Below are 14,633 nucleotides of genomic sequence, written 5' to 3'. Positions count from 1 at the left end.
TTGCTCGCGATGGGGCCTGTCGATACCCCCGAAAACTCAGTGCTCCTGGGCGCGATAAGCCCCTGGCGTCAATCCGGTCCACTTCTTGAACGCCCGGTGAAACGCCGAAGGCTCGGAAAACCCCAACTGCTCGGCAATCTGTTGCAACGACAGGTCGGCACGCCCCAAGTGATAAATCGCAATGTCCCGGCGTAACTGATCCTTCAGCTCCTGAAAACTTGAACCCTCTTCTCGCAGATGCCGACGCAAGGTCTGCGGGCTGATGTGCAGGTGCGCGGCCACCGCTTCAAGATCCGGCCAGCGTGAACTGTCGCGGCTAAGCAGGCGCCGCAATTGGCTGCTCAGGCTGTCGCCGTCATCCGGGCGGGCCAACAGGTCGGCGGGCGAGCGTTCGAGAAAATGCTTGAGAGTCCGCTCATCCTGTAACAACGGCATGTCCAGGTAGCGACGGTTAAACAGCAGGCTGCTCTGCGCCTGCGAAAACACCATCGGGCAAGGGAACAGCAAATCGTATTCGGCGCCGTGCTCAGGTTTCGGGTAGCTGAAAGTGGCCTGTTCCAAACGAATGCGCTGGCCGATCAGCCAGCTGGCGAGGCGATGCCACACCATCAGCTGGCTTTCGGTGAGGAAATGGTCGGGGTCGCAAAACTGCGAATCGTCCAGGCTGAGGCGGACCCTGTCCTCTTCAAAGGTCAGGGTCAGACGCGGCCCGTCGGGGAATAGGCTATAAAACAATAAGCCGCGATGGAGCGCTTTATCCAGATTACGGCAGTGGATCAGGGCGTGGCACATCATTGCGAAGCTGCCGGTTTTGCTCGGAGCCGGGCCAAAGCCAAGGTATTCGTCGTCGAGCGCCAGCCACAACCCCTGGATCAATCGGGTGAACTGCTCAGGCGCAATCCGCGCACGCGGCTCATCCAGCCATTCGGGACTGATGCCGAGTTGTTGCAGAAGATTTGAATAGTCGTATCCCAGCCGGCGCGCGCCACCTAGGGCTGCACGGGCGAAATGACTGGCGATGGTGCGTTCGCGCATAGCAGGCAGGTCCGTCCATTGAATGGCGGATAGTAGACGTGGTGTCTGGCGATGAACAAGGCGGATATCCGCCAAATTGCAGGAGAGGTTTTGGCGGATAGGCGGAAATCCGCCACTGCGCAGTCACCGATCGGTTACAAGGAATAAGCTGTAACCCTTGATGTCGAAAGGCTTGCAGGCAGTTCGGCAAAGGTGGCACGGGCCTTGCGATACAACGAGCAGATGCTTGCCACGCGCAGCTCGAAAAACAAATCCCTCCAGTGCAGGAGGGTTCGCAATTCAGGTGTCAGGGACAACAGATGGATGTTGTCGGCGGGCACTCTTGAGGAACTTTGCAATGACGACTCGTCAGCCACTGTACAAATCCCTGTATTTTCAGGTGATCGTTGCCATCGCCATCGGCATCCTGGTCGGTCACTTCTACCCGCAGACCGGTGTGGCCCTCAAGCCGCTGGGTGACGGGTTCATCAAACTGATCAAAATGATCATCGCCCCGATTATCTTCTGCACCGTCGTCAGCGGTATTGCAGGCATGCAGAGCATGAAATCGGTTGGCAAGACGGGCGGTTACGCGCTGCTCTACTTCGAAGTCGTTTCGACCATCGCCCTGCTGGTGGGCCTGGTGGTGGTCAACGTCGTGCAACCGGGTGCCGGCATGCACATCGACGCGACGACCCTGGATGCCTCCAAAGTCGCTCAGTATGTCGCAGCCGGTGCTGATCAAAGCGTCATTGGCTTTCTGTTGAACATCATCCCGAACACCATCGTTGGTGCGTTCGCGACCGGTGACATCCTGCAAGTGCTGATGTTCTCGGTGATCTTTGGTTTCGCCCTGCATCGCCTGGGTGCCTACGGCAAGCCGATCCTGGACTTCATCGATCGTTTCGCTCACGTGATGTTCAACATCATCAACATGATCATGAAGCTCGCGCCACTCGGTGCCTTGGGCGCCATGGCGTTCACCATCGGTGCGTACGGTGTTGGCTCGCTGGTGCAACTGGGTCAGTTGATGGCGTGCTTCTACATCACGTGCCTGGTGTTCGTGCTCGTTGTGCTGGGCGCTATCGCTCGCGCTCACGGCTTCAGCGTGCTGAAAGTGATTCGCTACATCCGTGAAGAACTGCTGATTGTGCTGGGGACTTCTTCGTCGGAATCGGTGTTGCCACGCATGCTGATCAAGATGGAGCGTCTGGGCGCGAAGAAATCCGTGGTAGGCCTGGTGATCCCGACCGGTTACTCGTTCAACCTGGACGGTACGGCGATCTACCTGACCATGGCGGCCGTGTTCATCGCTCAAGCGACCGACTCCCACATGGACATCACTCACCAGATCACGCTGCTGGTGGTGTTGTTGCTGTCCTCCAAAGGCGCTGCTGGCGTGACCGGTAGCGGCTTCATTGTACTGGCGGCTACCCTGTCCGCCGTGGGCCACTTGCCGGTGGCTGGCCTGGCGCTGATCCTCGGGATAGACCGCTTCATGTCTGAAGCCCGTGCGCTGACCAATCTGGTCGGTAACGCGGTTGCCACCCTGGTGGTGGCCAAGTGGGTCAAGGAGCTGGACGTTGACGTGATGCATGCGGAACTGGCTTCCGGCGGTCGCGGCATTTCCGACGAGCGCGCTGAAGACGACCTGGGCGTGGCCGAAGGCCCAACCCCGAGCAACGTCAAGTAAGACTCGCTGTTGAGAGAACTGTAGGAGCGAGCCTGCTCGCGATGGACTTCAAAACGCTGCGTTTAGCCAGGTAAACCCCGTTTTCGTTAACGACCATCGTCGGAACGCCGCCCGGAGCAAGCTCGCTCCTACGGCACTACCCGCTTCGGCGGGTTTTTTTTGCCTGCGATTTGAGCGCAACGGTCAGCGCATCTGACGCATAAGGTGATTGCTGCGATGCCGCTGGCTGCCTAGGCTGGGGCATTGTTTAAGGAGAACGCTCATGCTCGGTCCACTGGCATCACTCAAGGTTCTGGATTTCTCGACACTGCTGCCGGGGCCGTTCGCCTCGTTGTTGCTGGCGGACATGGGCGCCGAGGTCTTGCGCATCGAGTCGCCGACCCGCATGGATCTGCTGCGAGTGCTGCCGCCTCACGATCAGGGCGTCTCCGCCAGCCATGCCTATCTCAATCGCAACAAGCGCAGCCTCGCGCTGGACCTCAAGCAACCCGAGGCGCAGGAAGTGGTCAAGCAGTTGCTCAAGGACCACGACATTGTGCTGGAGCAATTCCGCCCCGGCGTAATGGAGCGACTGGGCCTGGGCTATGAAGCCTTGAAGGCAATCAATCCGAAGCTGATCTACGTGTCGATCACCGGTTACGGGCAGACCGGCCCCTTCAAGGACCGCGCCGGCCATGACGTCAACTACCTGGCGCTCGCGGGGCTGGCGAGCTACACCGGCCGCGCCGACAGTGGGCCGCTGCCTTTGGGCATGCAGGTGGCGGATATCGCCGGTGGCTCGTTGCACGGGGTCATCGGCCTGTTGGCGGCGGTGATCGCCCGCCAGCACACCGGGCAGGGGCAGCACCTGGATGTGAGCATGACCGACTGCGCTTTCAGCCTGAATGCCATGGCCGGCGCGGGGTATCTGGCCTGTGGCGAGGAGCCGGGCAGGGAAGAGCAGATGCTCAATGGCGGCAGTTTCTACGACTATTACCGTTCGCGGGATGGGCGCTGGTTGTCGGTGGGCAGCCTGGAGCCGGCATTTATGCAGCAACTGTGCACGGCGTTGGGGCGGCCGGAACTGGCGGCCCAGGGCTTGTCACCCAAACTCGAGCAGCAACAGGCGCTGAAGAATGAGTTGAAAATCGAATTCGAGAAGCATGATTTTGCTGAACTGTGCGCGTTGTTTGCCGGAGTCGATGCGTGCGTCGAGCCGGTGTTGAGTGTAGGCGAGGCGGTGCGGCATCCGCAGTTGAAGGCGCGGGCGATGGTGACCGAGGTGCCTCGGGGTGACGGGACGACTCAGGCGCAGATAGCGTGCCCGTTGAAGTTTTCCGCTGGGTTGCCTGAGCCGCGGCATATCGGTGCGGCGGTGGGGGAGCATACGGATCAGGTGTTGGGGGAGTTGGGGTTTAGTGCTGAGCGGATTGCAGAATTGCGGCTCGCCAAGGTCGTTGTGTAGTGATATTGAGGGCCTCATCGCGAGCAAGCTCGCTCCCACACTGGATGTATGTCACGCCAAAGATCCCTGTGGGAGCGAGCTTGCTCGCGATGGGGCCAGATCAAACACCCAAAATCTGGTCACTCGACCCGCAACTCCCCACTGAACACCAATGTGCTGCGGCATCGGCGGCATAAATACCGCCGTCCCTGCCTCACCAAACCATGACGCTGCGCCGAAAACGGGAAATCACTGTCGGCGCAGGGGCATTTGTAGATGTAGCGAGTCACGCTGCGACGTTTGATGTCATAGGTGTGGCAACGATTGGGCGGCAGTTCATACACGCCGCGCATGATCAACTGCCACTCTTCGCCATGGGGCTGGATACGGTCGCCGAACAGTTGATGGGCGATCAGGTGCGCGACTTCATGGGCCACAGTCTGCTTGAGGAAGTCTTCGGTGTTTTCCCGGTACAGCTGCGGATTGAAGCGCAGCAGGTTCTCGTGCAAATGCGCGACACCGGCTTTTTGCCCGCGCAGCTTGAGGCTCACCACGGGGCGTTTGAAAGTTCGTTTGAAAAAGGATTCGGCTTGCAGGTAACAGTCTTCGACGCGGGTATTGAGTTGCTCGGGCATGCTTGATGGCTCTCCAGAGACGTCGAGTATGCCGCAACCCCGGGGCCTTGCGAATCGCCAAGGCGCCGAATGGTCGTCGCTGTGTACGGTCCCGAAAAATTAGAAGGCCGCCTTGCGGCGGCCTGTGTTGGCAGATCTAGTTTTTAGGTGGCATGTTGCTAATTTGTATAGACCGGCCCCACGCCGAGTCCCCAGACAATGACCGTGAATGCCATGATAGCGACCAGCACCACCAGGCCCACGGCGAGCACCGAACTTGAAAACAGGAATCCCTCGTCAGATGGAATGTTCATGAACGTCGGTAGCCCCACATACAACAGGTAAACCGTGTAGCAGATAGCCGCTGTCCCGACGACCATCCCCAACCACATATGTGGATAAAGTGCCGCAAGGCCGCCAACGAACAGCGGGGTTGCGGTATAGGTCGCAAACGCAATGCAGCGTGCCAGGCTTGGATTGGCGTCATAAGTACGGGCCATCCAATGGATGAATGCGCCCATCACCGCGACACCACCCAGCATCGCCAGGTAGGACATGATCGTCATCCATAGCGCGCTTTCCTGGGTCAACATGACCGGCGCTCGGCTCCCAATGACCCAGCCGACCTTCGTGGTGCCGATAAACGCCGACACCGCAGGGATCGCCGCCAGAATCAACGTGTGCGTCAGGTACATGTGGCTGATGCTTTCTTCCTGATCGCCACGAATCTCTTTCCATTCTTGGTCAGGGTGGGTAAACAGCCCCACTACGTGATGGATCATGCCAGTCACTCCTCTTGTTTTTACCGTCGCCCCCCAGTGGAGCGCTTACGGACCAAAGTGGCCAAGTAAGTAATAGGTCTGGATATATGTGCGACCTTATGTCGCAGTATAGAAAGGACTTACCGGCGCAGGTGATAGGACTTAGAGCAAATCGCGCTGTAAAAGACAGCGCTAATCGCAGCAGGATCTGTCACCACACTCCCAGAGGGATAACGGGCCCTTCGCCGCCGAAGCGTTTTTGCGTAAAATGCCGACCTTTGTCACACCTCACGGATTCGCGTCATGGGCACTCTTACGGTCAACCAGAACAAACTGCAAAAGCGCCTTCGCCGCCAGGCCGGTGAGGCTATTGCCGATTTCAACATGATTGAAGACGGCGACAAGGTCATGGTCTGCCTGTCCGGTGGCAAGGACAGCTACACCATGCTCGACGTGCTGATGCATTTGCAGAAGGTCGCTCCGATCAAGTTCGACATCGTGGCCGTGAACATGGACCAGAAGCAGCCAGGTTTTCCCGAAGACGTGCTGCCGGCTTACCTCAAGGAACTGGGCATCGAGTACCACATCGTCGAGAAAGACACGTATTCAGTGGTCAAGGAGCTGATCCCGGAAGGCAAGACTACCTGTTCGCTGTGTTCGCGCTTGCGTCGCGGCACGCTCTACACCTTTGCCGACGAAATCGGCGCGACCAAAATGGCCCTTGGTCACCATCGCGACGATATTGTCGAGACGTTCTTCCTCAACATGTTCTTCAACGGCTCGCTGAAGGCCATGCCGCCGAAACTGCGCGCCGACGACGGTCGCAACGTGGTGATCCGCCCGTTGGCGTACTGCAACGAAAAAGACATCCAGGCCTACTCGGACCTCAAGCAATTCCCGATCATCCCGTGCAACCTCTGTGGTTCTCAGGAAAACCTGCAACGTCAGGTGGTCAAAGACATGCTGCAGGAGTGGGAGCGCAAGACCCCGGGCCGTACCGAGAGTATTTTCCGCAGCTTGCAGAACGTGATTCCGTCGCAACTGGCGGACCGTAACCTGTTCGACTTCACCAGCCTCAAGATCGACGAAACGGCGGCTTCGCGCTTCGTTAATGTTGTAAATCTCTGAACAAAATTGTGGGAGCGAGCCTGCTCGCGAAAGCGGTGTGCCATTCAACATTGATGTTGGCTGACACTCCGCTTTCGCGAGCAGGCTCGCTCCCACAGTTTTTCATTTCAATCCTCAGGAGAGGGCATGCGCGATTACAAGTGGCTGCACGAATACTGTCTGAACCGCTTCGGTTCGGCGGCTGAACTGGAAGCCCATCTGCCCGTTCCCAAGACCCCGGCGCAATTGCGCAAGATCAGCGACGATCGCTACCTCTCGACCATGGCCCTGCGCGTGTTCCGCGCCGGGCTCAAGCACAGTCTGGTGGATGCGAAATGGCCGGCGTTCGAAGAAGTCTTTTTCAAGTTTGACCCGGAAAAAGTCGTGCTGATGAGCGCCGAGCACCTGGAGCGCCTGATGCAGGATGCGCGGATCATCCGCCACCTGGGCAAGCTCAAAAGTGTGCCGCGCAATGCGCAGTTCGTGCTGGACGTGGCGCATGAGAAGGGCAGCTTCGGCGCGTTGATCGCCGATTGGCCGGTGACCGATATCGTCGGGTTGTGGACGTACTTGAAAAAACGCGGCCATCAACTGGGTGGGTTGTCGGCACCGCGCTTCTTGCGGATGGTCGGCAAAGATACCTTTGTGCCGAGCTATGACGTGGTGGCGGCGTTGAATGCGCAGAAAATTGTCGACAAGGTGCCGACCAGTTTGCGCGATCTGGCCACGGTCCAGGGCGTGTTCAATCAGTGGCATGAAGAAAGCGGTGGGCGGCCGATGAGCCAGATTTCGATGATGTTGGCTTACACAGTGAATCATTAAGACCGAGTTGACCCCTTCGCGAGCAGGCTCGCTCCCACAGGGGATTTGTGACCGACACAGATCCAATGTGGGAGCGAGCCTGCTCGCGAAGGCGTCAGATCAGGCGACGGAGATCTCGCCTTCGCCCGCCAACTTGCGATTCAACTGAAACCGCCACCGCACATACAACAACGCCGAGCAGAACACCGCCAGGCTCGCGCCCATCTCAAGCAGCCCGAACCACTGCCGGTTCGGGTCGTACGCGGCCAATGCGCCCTTGATGAAATACAGGTTCACCACAAAACACATCCACGAATGCCCACGCGCGCTGCCGATAATCATCCCTGGCGCCAGCAACAGCAGCGGCACCAGTTCGATCAGCAAAATCACCCACGGCCGGGCGCCATGCAGGTCGGCGACCACCAGGTAATAGACGCAGAGCAACCCCACCAGCGCTAAAAAGCACAGCAGACTGATAACGCGCATCGCCCGAACCCGGGGTTCCAGCCAGTCGATGGAGGGCAGAATCTTCGGCTTCTTGGCCACGTCAGTTCCCCAACTGTTGCGCAGTCTTCGCCAAGCGCAGGCCCAAGGCCCGGCACAGCGCCACTTCATGTTCATTCAAACCGCTTTTGCCATCGGCCCCGGCGTGATGGCTGGCGCCGTAAGGCGTGCCGCCGCCACGGGTTTCCAGCAGGGCCGACTCGCTGTAAGGCAGACCGGTGATCAACATGCCGTGGTGCAGCAGCGGCAACATCATCGACAGCAGCGTGGTTTCCTGGCCGCCGTGCAGGCTCGCGGTGGACGTGAACACGCCGGCGGGCTTGCCCACCAGCGCGCCGGTCAGCCACAGGTTGCTGGTGCCGTCGAGAAAATACTTGAGCGGCGCCGCCATATTGCCAAAGCGGGTCGGACTGCCCATGGCCAGGCCTGCGCAATTTTTCAGGTCATCGAGGCTGGCGTACAGCGCGCCTTCGTCAGGGATATCCGGCGACACGGCTTCGCACTCGGTCGAAATCGGCGGCACCGTGCGCAGGCGCGCTTCCATACCGGACTGCTCGACACCACGGGCAATCTGCCGGGCCATTTCATTGGTCGAGCCGCTGCGGCTGTAATACAACACCAGAATGTACGGCGCACTCACGGCAGCAACTCCAGCACATTCTCCGGCGGCCGGCCGATGATGGCCTTGTCGCCGACTTCAAGAATCGGTCGCTCCATGAGTTTCGGGTGAGCAGCGATGGCCGCGATCAATTGCGCCTCGCTCAGGCTGGCGTCGGCGAGGTTGAGGGTCTTGTATTCGTCCTCACCGGTACGCAGCAGTTGCCGGGCGTTGATGCCGAGCTTGGTCAGCAAGCTCTGAATTTGACTGACGTCCAGCGGGGTGTCGAGGTAGCGGACCACGGTCGGGGTCAGGCCACGGGCTTCGAGCAGTTCAAGCGCACCGCGGGATTTCGAGCAGCGCGGATTGTGATAAAGCGTCAGATCGGTCATGTGCGGGTCGCATCTTGCGGAAAGTGACGGCTATTCTAACTGGGCAGCGCGCAATCCAGAACCTTGGGAGGCGATGGGTCGCAGGCGCATTCAAATTTGAACAAGGATCACGACATGGCAAGACAACTGGCAGTGGCATTGGCGATTATCGGGGCGTTAATGCTGGGGGGCTGTGGCAATGACTATGGCACTGATCAGAACGGCCAAAAAGTCGCCGCCGAGCGCCTGGACAAACAGTGGCTGGTGCTCAATTACTGGGCCGAATGGTGTGGGCCATGCCGGACCGAAATTCCGCAGTTGAACGCGTTGGCCGATCAACTCAAGGACAGGAAGATCGGTGTGTTCGGGGTCAACTTCGACAATGTGCAGGGTGACGAGCTGAAAAGCGCCAGTGAGAAACTGGGGATCACGTTCACCGTGCTGGCGCAGGATCCGGCCGAGCTGTTTGATTTACCGCGCAGCGAGGCGTTGCCGGTGACGTACATCATCGATAACAAAGGAAATGTTCGGGACCAGTTGATGGGCGAGCAAACGGCGGCGGGAGTGATGGCGAAGCTTGAGGCATTGCAGGCAAAGAATTTGTAGGAGCGAGCTTGCTCGCGATGAGCCTGAGAGCTCCGTGGGTGTCAGGTTTGTACCGTTATCGTTAACGAAGATCGTCGGAACGCCGCCCGGAGCAAGCTCGCTCCTACAAGGTGTACGTCAATCCATGTAAGAGCGGCCGAAGGTTCGGGCCGCGTTCGGACGATCTTTTGGCGGTCAACCCTCTTCAAGCCACCAACGCAGCGGCTTGCCTTCCGCCGGCCAGAAGCGCATCTGGTCGATCGGTGAGACGTCCCAGCGCTGCACGTTTTCCAGGGCCTGCAAGAAACGCTTTTCCTGTTCCATCAGCGCTGGCGCACACTGCTTGCGGGTGCTGCCGACTTTGCCGAAGCTCAGCTTGTCGCCTTCCAGGGTGTACGGCGCAAACCAGTGGTTGCAGCCGCCGTTGCCATAAGCCCGACCGTCTTCGCCGAGGGTAATGGTCAAGTGGCTGTAGTCCATCAACGGACGTTCGCCGATCCACTCCAGAATGTAGCTGCGGTTCTGTTGCAATTGCGCAGGCGTAGCGGCGCAGCCCAGCAGGCTGGCGCCAACCATTGCGGTCAGAACGAGGTGTTTCATTACGCAGGCTCCTGGCATTTCGGGCACAGGTGTTTCTCGTCGACGCTGGTCCAGCCCAATTCGGCAATCCGCGCGTTGGCGGCAGGCTTTTCAGCCTTGTTACCCAGCTTGGCGTCGACCGCGAACTCGAAACTCAGCTCTTTGGCGCAACGGTCACAGTTGACTTTCCAGGTATGGATCGCCAATTCGCCGAACACCGGACCACTGGCCACCGCGACCCATTGGCCGGGCGGGTTGATCAAGTGTCGAACCGTTTCGACGGTCAGGCGCATGGACAAGTCCTTGCTGCCTTTTAGGGTCACTACCAGCACGTCGTTATTACGAATCGAGCCGCCATTGCCGGTGACTTGATAACGCCCCGGCACCAGGGCGCGGCATTCGGTGAGGGTGTGTTGCGGGTTCATCAGGGTATAGCGGAAATCGTGTTCGACCATGGGTCCTCCAAATATGCGCGGCATGCTAGCACGGACATCAACGCAGCATGGCGCGGGTAGATGACCTTCGATCTGGTTCAGACATCCTTCACCCGATTCGCCGGCTCACCTGCCGCCCAGGCCGCAATGTTCTGCAAGGTTGTGGTGGCAATGGCACCCAGCGCTTCGTGGGTCAGGAACGCCTGGTGAGCCGTCACTATCACGTTTGGAAAGGTCAGCAGCCGCGCCAGCACATCGTCCTGCAGCGGCAAGTCGGAACGGTCCTCGAAGAACAGTTGCGCCTCCTCTTCATACACATCCAGTCCCAGATAACCCAGTTGGCCATCCTTCAACGCGTCAATCAGCGCCGGTGTGTCCACCAGACCACCCCGCCCGGTGTTGATCAGCATCCCGCCGGGCTGCATGTGCGCCAGTGACTCGCGGTTGATCAAGTGTTTGCTCTGTTCATTGAGCGGGCAGTGCAGGCTGATGATCTGCGACTCGGCCAGCAGTTCCGGCAGGCTCAGGTAACGAGCGCCAAGGGCCTCGACTTGCGGGTTGGGGGAGGGGTCATAAGCCAGCAACTGGCAGCCAAACCCATTCATTATTTTCGCGAACGTGGCGCCGATCTGGCCGGTGCCCACCACGCCGACGGTTTTGCCTACCAGGTCGAAGCCGGTCAACCCATGGAGGCTGAAATCCCCTTCGCGGGTGCGATTGTAGGCGCGGTGCAGGCGACGGTTGAGTGCCAGGATCAGCGCCACCGCATGTTCGGCCACGGCGTGCGGTGAATAGGCCGGAACCCGCACAATCGTCACCCCCAGGCGCTTTGCCACCGCCAGGTCTACATGGTTGTAACCGGCCGAGCGCAGCGCGATCAGACGCGTGCCGCCAGCGGCCAGGCGTTCCAGCACGGGTGCGCTGAGGTCATCATTGATGAAGGCACAAACCACTTCGTGCTGCGCAGCCAGCGCCACCGTATCGAGGCTCAGGCGGGCCGATTGAAAGTGCAGCTCGATGCCGGGGGGCAGGTCAGCCGCTAGAAAACTATCGCGGTCGTAAGTCTGGCTGCTGAAAAGAATCGTGCGCATGCTGTCCTCCTGGAAAATTTCACGTTTTTGTAGCAGCTGGCGAAGCCTGCATCCGTCTGTGGGAGCGAGCCTGCTCGCGAAAGACCTGAGAGCGACACGTTTATCCATCATGAACGCGTTATCGTTAACGTCCTTCGCGAGCAGGCTCGCTCCCACAGGCGGACGCTACAGGTGTATTTCACGCATTGATGCGGGCCTGGGCGGCCAGACGATTGATGGCCCGGTCGAGTTCCTCAAGTGCGCTGTAGGCTTTCGGGTCTTGTTGCTTGAGCAGCGTTTCACTGCGCTGGCAGGCGGCACGCAGTTGCGGCACCCCGCAATAACGGGTCGCGCCGTGCAAGCGGTGGACGCGTTCGATCAAGGCGTTGTGGTCGTCGGTATCGCGGGCAAAGCGGATGGCTTCGCGGTCGGCCTCCAGCGAGGCGAGCAACATTGCCAGCATGTCCGCCGCCAGATCGGCTTTGCCGGCGGCCAGGCGCAAACCCTCTTCGTGATCGAGTACCTGCAATTCCAGCGTACCGATGTGGCGGTCGCCGGCCCGCTCTGGTCCCTGATTACGCAGTGCCAGGCCGCTCCACTTCAAGACCACTTGCGCCAGTTGCCGCTCGCTGATCGGTTTGGTCAGGTAGTCGTCCATGCCGCTTTGCAGCAGCGCACGCTTTTCGTTGGCCATGGCATGGGCGGTGAGGGCGACGATTGGCAGCGGCGTGCAATGCCGCTCGCTTTCCCACTGACGGATCGCTTCGGTGCTCTGGCGCCCATCCATGCCCGGCATTTGCACGTCCATCAACACCAGGTCGAACGTTTCGCTCTGCACTGCTTTGACCGCGGCGTAACCGCTTTCCACCGCCAGTACCTTGGCGCCCATGTCTTCCAGCAGGGTTTGCACCAGCAACAGGTTGGCCGGGTTGTCGTCGACGCAGAGCACTTTCGGCGCACGGCTCGACACGGGTTCGCCGGGGGCGCTGCGCTGCTGGCGCGGGTTGACCAGATCGGACAAGGCTCGACGTAGCTTTCGGGTGCAGGCCGGCTTGGATTGAAGCTGACTGTGCGGGTTCGGCACCGAGAGGTGGAACAGCGTCTGTTCAGTGGTCGGGCACAGCACCAGCACTTTACAACCCAGGTGTTCGAGGTCCCAGATATGTTGGTTGAGGCGCTCCGGCGGCATGTCGTTGCTGGTGATGCCGAGCACTGCCAGGTCGATTGCCTGGTCGGTCTGGTGCGCGCCGGTCACGCCATTGGCCAGGCTTTCCAGGGTATTGAACGGGGTGACGGCGAGGCCGCAGTCTTCCAGTTGATGCTGCAACGCCTGACGGGCCAGTTGATGGTTTTCCAGCACCGCCACCCGGCGCCCGAGCAGCGGTGGGCCGGGCAGGTCTTCGGCGTCGTCGCGGGCTTTTGGCAGGCTCAAGCTGATCCAGAATTCCGAGCCTTCCCCCGGCGTGCTGTCGACGCCGATCTCGCCACCCATCTGTTCGATCAGTCGCTTGGAAATCACCAGCCCCAGACCGGTGCCTCCGGGTTGTCGGGACAGCGAATTATCGGCCTGACTGAACGCCTGGAACAGCGCTCGCACGTCCTGGCTCGACAGGCCAATGCCAGTGTCCTGGATGCTGATGCGCAGTTGCACGCTGTCTTCATGTTCTTCTTCAAGCATGGCCCGGGCGACGATGGTGCCTTCGCGGGTGAACTTGATAGCGTTGCTCACAAGATTGGTGAGGATCTGCTTGAGCCGTAGCGGGTCACCCACCAGTGACAACGGCGTATCGCGGTAAACCAGGCTCACCAACTCCAGCTGCTTGGCGTGGGCGGCGGGTGCGAGGATGGTCAGGGTGTCCTGGAGCAGGTCTCGCAAGTTGAACGGAATATGGTCGAGCACCAGTTTGCCGGCCTCGATTTTCGAGAAGTCGAGGATCTCGTTGATGATCCCCAGCAAGCTGTCGGCGGATTTTTCGATGGTGCCCAGATAATCGAGCTGGCGCGGGGTCAGTTCGCTTTTTTGCAGCAGATGCGTGAAGCCGAGAATACCGTTGAGCGGCGTGCGGATTTCATGGCTCATGTTGGCCAGAAACTCGGATTTTATCCGGCTCGCCTCCAGCGCTTCCTTGCGCGCCAGGTCGAGCTCGATGTTCTGGATCTCGATGGTTTCCAGGTTCTGGCGCACATCTTCGGTGGCCTGATCAACGCTGTGCTGCAGTTCTTCCTGAGCGTTTTGCAGTGTGCCGGCCATGCGGTTGATGCCGGACGCCAGTTCATCCAGCTCCTGACTGCCGAGTGGCGGCAGGCGGGTTTCCAGATGACCGTCCTTGAGTTGCGACACGGCCAGTTTGATCTGGCTGATCGGCCGGTTGATGGTGCGTCCCATACGCAATGCCAGCAGTGCGGCACCGGCCAGACCCGCGCCGATTAGTAGCAGGCTGGCGAACAGGCTGCGGTAGCCGCGCAGTAGCATGCCGTTGTGGGACAGTTCGACTTCGACCCAGCCAAGCAAACGGTCGGCCTCATCGGGAATCAAGTCGCCGGCCAGGTTGCGGTGCTTGCCGTACACCGGCAGCAGATAACGCGTTGCATCGTTGCCACTGCGACGCAGCATCTGCGAACCATCGCCCTGCGGGGCCTGATTGAGCATGGTGGGGCCGGCATGGGCCAGAGGGGTTCGGTCCGGGGCGAGGAACGTCACCGCGCGCACGTCGGGCGTCTCCAGGGATTGGGTGGCGATGCGCTCCAGCAGGTCAGCGTCCTTGTGGCCCAGCGCCGGGGCCACCAGGGGCGCGAGCTGTTCGGCGATCATTTCGCCGCGCTGCATGAGCTGGGTTTGCAGGTCGGACTGCTGCATCCAGGTGAAATAGCCGCCCAGAACCAACGCCATCAAGCTGGTTGGCAACAGGGTCAGCAACAGCACGCGGCCTTTAATTCCCAGTCTCTTGAGCACGCATCTCTCCTGCATCCCGCTATTAATAACCTGCGCGCACGTCCAGCACGCACCACCTGCGCAGTGTAGCGATTTGCTTGCGGGCAATCTTCGTAAATTGATGTCGTCATCCGTCGATCGTTCCAG

15 protein-coding genes are annotated in these 14,633 nt (G+C 59.9%); 5 read left to right on the top strand and 10 right to left on the bottom strand.

Annotated features, from left to right (window positions below):
- Positions 1-36: 36 nt before the first annotated feature.
- Complete coding sequence (locus AC1MDT_RS15225; RefSeq protein WP_480417941.1) at positions 37-1,035, bottom strand: AraC family transcriptional regulator; 999 nt, start codon at positions 1,033-1,035, stop codon at positions 37-39.
- A gap of 337 nt (positions 1,036-1,372) precedes the next feature.
- Between AC1MDT_RS15225 and AC1MDT_RS15220 the strand changes: the two genes are divergently transcribed.
- Both AC1MDT_RS15220 and AC1MDT_RS15215 read left to right on the top strand, forming a co-directional pair.
- On the top strand, positions 1,373-2,707 hold the full coding sequence (locus AC1MDT_RS15220) for a dicarboxylate/amino acid:cation symporter (RefSeq protein ID WP_480417940.1): 1,335 nt from the start codon (positions 1,373-1,375) through the stop codon (positions 2,705-2,707).
- Between the two features lie 262 nt (positions 2,708-2,969).
- A complete protein-coding gene (locus AC1MDT_RS15215) occupies positions 2,970-4,151 on the top strand; it encodes a CaiB/BaiF CoA transferase family protein (RefSeq protein WP_480417939.1) in 1,182 nt (393 codons plus the stop codon).
- A gap of 119 nt (positions 4,152-4,270) precedes the next feature.
- On the opposite strand, the gene AC1MDT_RS15210 is transcribed toward AC1MDT_RS15215, so the two are convergent.
- Positions 4,271-4,765, bottom strand: coding sequence for a SprT family zinc-dependent metalloprotease (locus AC1MDT_RS15210; protein WP_480417937.1), 495 nt, complete (start codon positions 4,763-4,765; stop codon positions 4,271-4,273).
- A 158-nt stretch (positions 4,766-4,923) separates the two neighbouring features.
- The gene (locus AC1MDT_RS15205) at positions 4,924-5,526 is read right to left on the bottom strand and encodes a Yip1 family protein (protein ID WP_480417936.1); all 603 of its coding nucleotides are present in this window, start codon (positions 5,524-5,526) and stop codon (positions 4,924-4,926) included.
- Positions 5,527-5,808: 282 nt separating this feature from the next.
- Here AC1MDT_RS15205 and ttcA point away from each other — a divergent pair, with 282 nt between their 5' ends.
- Together ttcA and AC1MDT_RS15195 are read left to right on the top strand one after the other, a co-directional pair.
- A complete protein-coding gene (ttcA, locus tag AC1MDT_RS15200) occupies positions 5,809-6,633 on the top strand; it encodes a tRNA 2-thiocytidine(32) synthetase TtcA (RefSeq protein ID WP_480417935.1) in 825 nt (274 codons plus the stop codon).
- Positions 6,634-6,759: 126 nt separating this feature from the next.
- Positions 6,760-7,434 (top strand): DNA-3-methyladenine glycosylase I, encoded by a 675-nt coding sequence (locus tag AC1MDT_RS15195; protein ID WP_462004455.1) that lies wholly within the window; start codon positions 6,760-6,762, stop codon positions 7,432-7,434.
- Positions 7,435-7,533: 99 nt separating this feature from the next.
- On the opposite strand, the gene AC1MDT_RS15190 is transcribed toward AC1MDT_RS15195, so the two are convergent.
- From AC1MDT_RS15190 to arsC, 3 genes are read right to left on the bottom strand one after another with little or no spacing between them, the layout of a single operon-like run.
- Positions 7,534-7,959, bottom strand: a complete 426-nt coding sequence (locus tag AC1MDT_RS15190; protein WP_480417934.1) for a DUF2069 domain-containing protein — start codon at positions 7,957-7,959, stop codon at positions 7,534-7,536.
- A gap of 1 nt (position 7,960) precedes the next feature.
- Positions 7,961-8,557 (bottom strand): NAD(P)H:quinone oxidoreductase, encoded by a 597-nt coding sequence (wrbA, locus tag AC1MDT_RS15185; RefSeq protein WP_480417933.1) that lies wholly within the window; start codon positions 8,555-8,557, stop codon positions 7,961-7,963.
- Positions 8,554-8,907, bottom strand: a complete 354-nt coding sequence (gene arsC, locus AC1MDT_RS15180; protein ID WP_201114014.1) for an arsenate reductase (glutaredoxin) — start codon at positions 8,905-8,907, stop codon at positions 8,554-8,556. Before arsC ends, wrbA begins: the two co-directional genes overlap by 4 nt.
- A gap of 114 nt (positions 8,908-9,021) precedes the next feature.
- On the opposite strand from arsC, the gene AC1MDT_RS15175 reads away from it, so the two are divergent.
- Complete coding sequence (locus AC1MDT_RS15175; protein ID WP_480417932.1) at positions 9,022-9,492, top strand: TlpA disulfide reductase family protein; 471 nt, start codon at positions 9,022-9,024, stop codon at positions 9,490-9,492.
- 174 nt (positions 9,493-9,666) lie between these two features.
- Here AC1MDT_RS15175 and AC1MDT_RS15170 read toward each other — a convergent pair whose 3' ends face one another.
- The 4 genes from AC1MDT_RS15170 to AC1MDT_RS15155 form a co-directional block, all read right to left on the bottom strand.
- Positions 9,667-10,071, bottom strand: a complete 405-nt coding sequence (locus tag AC1MDT_RS15170) for an META domain-containing protein (protein WP_480417930.1) — start codon at positions 10,069-10,071, stop codon at positions 9,667-9,669.
- Entirely contained in the window at positions 10,071-10,505 is a 435-nt protein-coding gene (locus AC1MDT_RS15165) for a hypothetical protein (RefSeq protein ID WP_480417929.1), read from the bottom strand. Before AC1MDT_RS15165 ends, AC1MDT_RS15170 begins: the two co-directional genes overlap by 1 nt.
- A 77-nt stretch (positions 10,506-10,582) precedes the next feature.
- Positions 10,583-11,575, bottom strand: a complete 993-nt coding sequence (locus AC1MDT_RS15160) for a 2-hydroxyacid dehydrogenase (protein WP_480417927.1) — start codon at positions 11,573-11,575, stop codon at positions 10,583-10,585.
- Positions 11,576-11,753: 178 nt separating this feature from the next.
- Complete coding sequence (locus AC1MDT_RS15155; RefSeq protein ID WP_480417926.1) at positions 11,754-14,507, bottom strand: response regulator; 2,754 nt, start codon at positions 14,505-14,507, stop codon at positions 11,754-11,756.
- Positions 14,508-14,633: the final 126 nt, after the last annotated feature.

The organism is Pseudomonas sp. ASL7 (assembly GCF_056680375.1).
Note: the sequence above shows the minus strand (reverse complement) of the source record. Positions and strands in the feature narration are given on the sequence as shown.

Bases quoted from the DNA above. Each gene is read 5' to 3' on its own strand.
- AC1MDT_RS15225 (WP_480417941.1), bottom strand. From the start codon at position 1,035: ATGCGCGAACGCACCATCGCCAGTCATTTCGCCCGTGCAGCCCTAGGT.
- AC1MDT_RS15175 (WP_480417932.1), top strand. From the start codon at position 9,022: ATGGCAAGACAACTGGCAGTGGCATTGGCGATTATCGGGGCGTTAATG.
- AC1MDT_RS15205 (WP_480417936.1), bottom strand. From the start codon at position 5,526: ATGATCCATCACGTAGTGGGGCTGTTTACCCACCCTGACCAAGAATGG.
- AC1MDT_RS15210 (WP_480417937.1), bottom strand. From the start codon at position 4,765: ATGCCCGAGCAACTCAATACCCGCGTCGAAGACTGTTACCTGCAAGCC.
- ttcA (WP_480417935.1), top strand. From the start codon at position 5,809: ATGGGCACTCTTACGGTCAACCAGAACAAACTGCAAAAGCGCCTTCGC.
- AC1MDT_RS15215 (WP_480417939.1), top strand. From the start codon at position 2,970: ATGCTCGGTCCACTGGCATCACTCAAGGTTCTGGATTTCTCGACACTG.
- AC1MDT_RS15160 (WP_480417927.1), bottom strand. From the start codon at position 11,575: ATGCGCACGATTCTTTTCAGCAGCCAGACTTACGACCGCGATAGTTTT.
- AC1MDT_RS15170 (WP_480417930.1), bottom strand. From the start codon at position 10,071: ATGAAACACCTCGTTCTGACCGCAATGGTTGGCGCCAGCCTGCTGGGC.
- arsC (WP_201114014.1), bottom strand. From the start codon at position 8,907: ATGACCGATCTGACGCTTTATCACAATCCGCGCTGCTCGAAATCCCGC.
- AC1MDT_RS15195 (WP_462004455.1), top strand. From the start codon at position 6,760: ATGCGCGATTACAAGTGGCTGCACGAATACTGTCTGAACCGCTTCGGT.
- AC1MDT_RS15220 (WP_480417940.1), top strand. From the start codon at position 1,373: ATGACGACTCGTCAGCCACTGTACAAATCCCTGTATTTTCAGGTGATC.
- AC1MDT_RS15165 (WP_480417929.1), bottom strand. From the start codon at position 10,505: ATGGTCGAACACGATTTCCGCTATACCCTGATGAACCCGCAACACACC.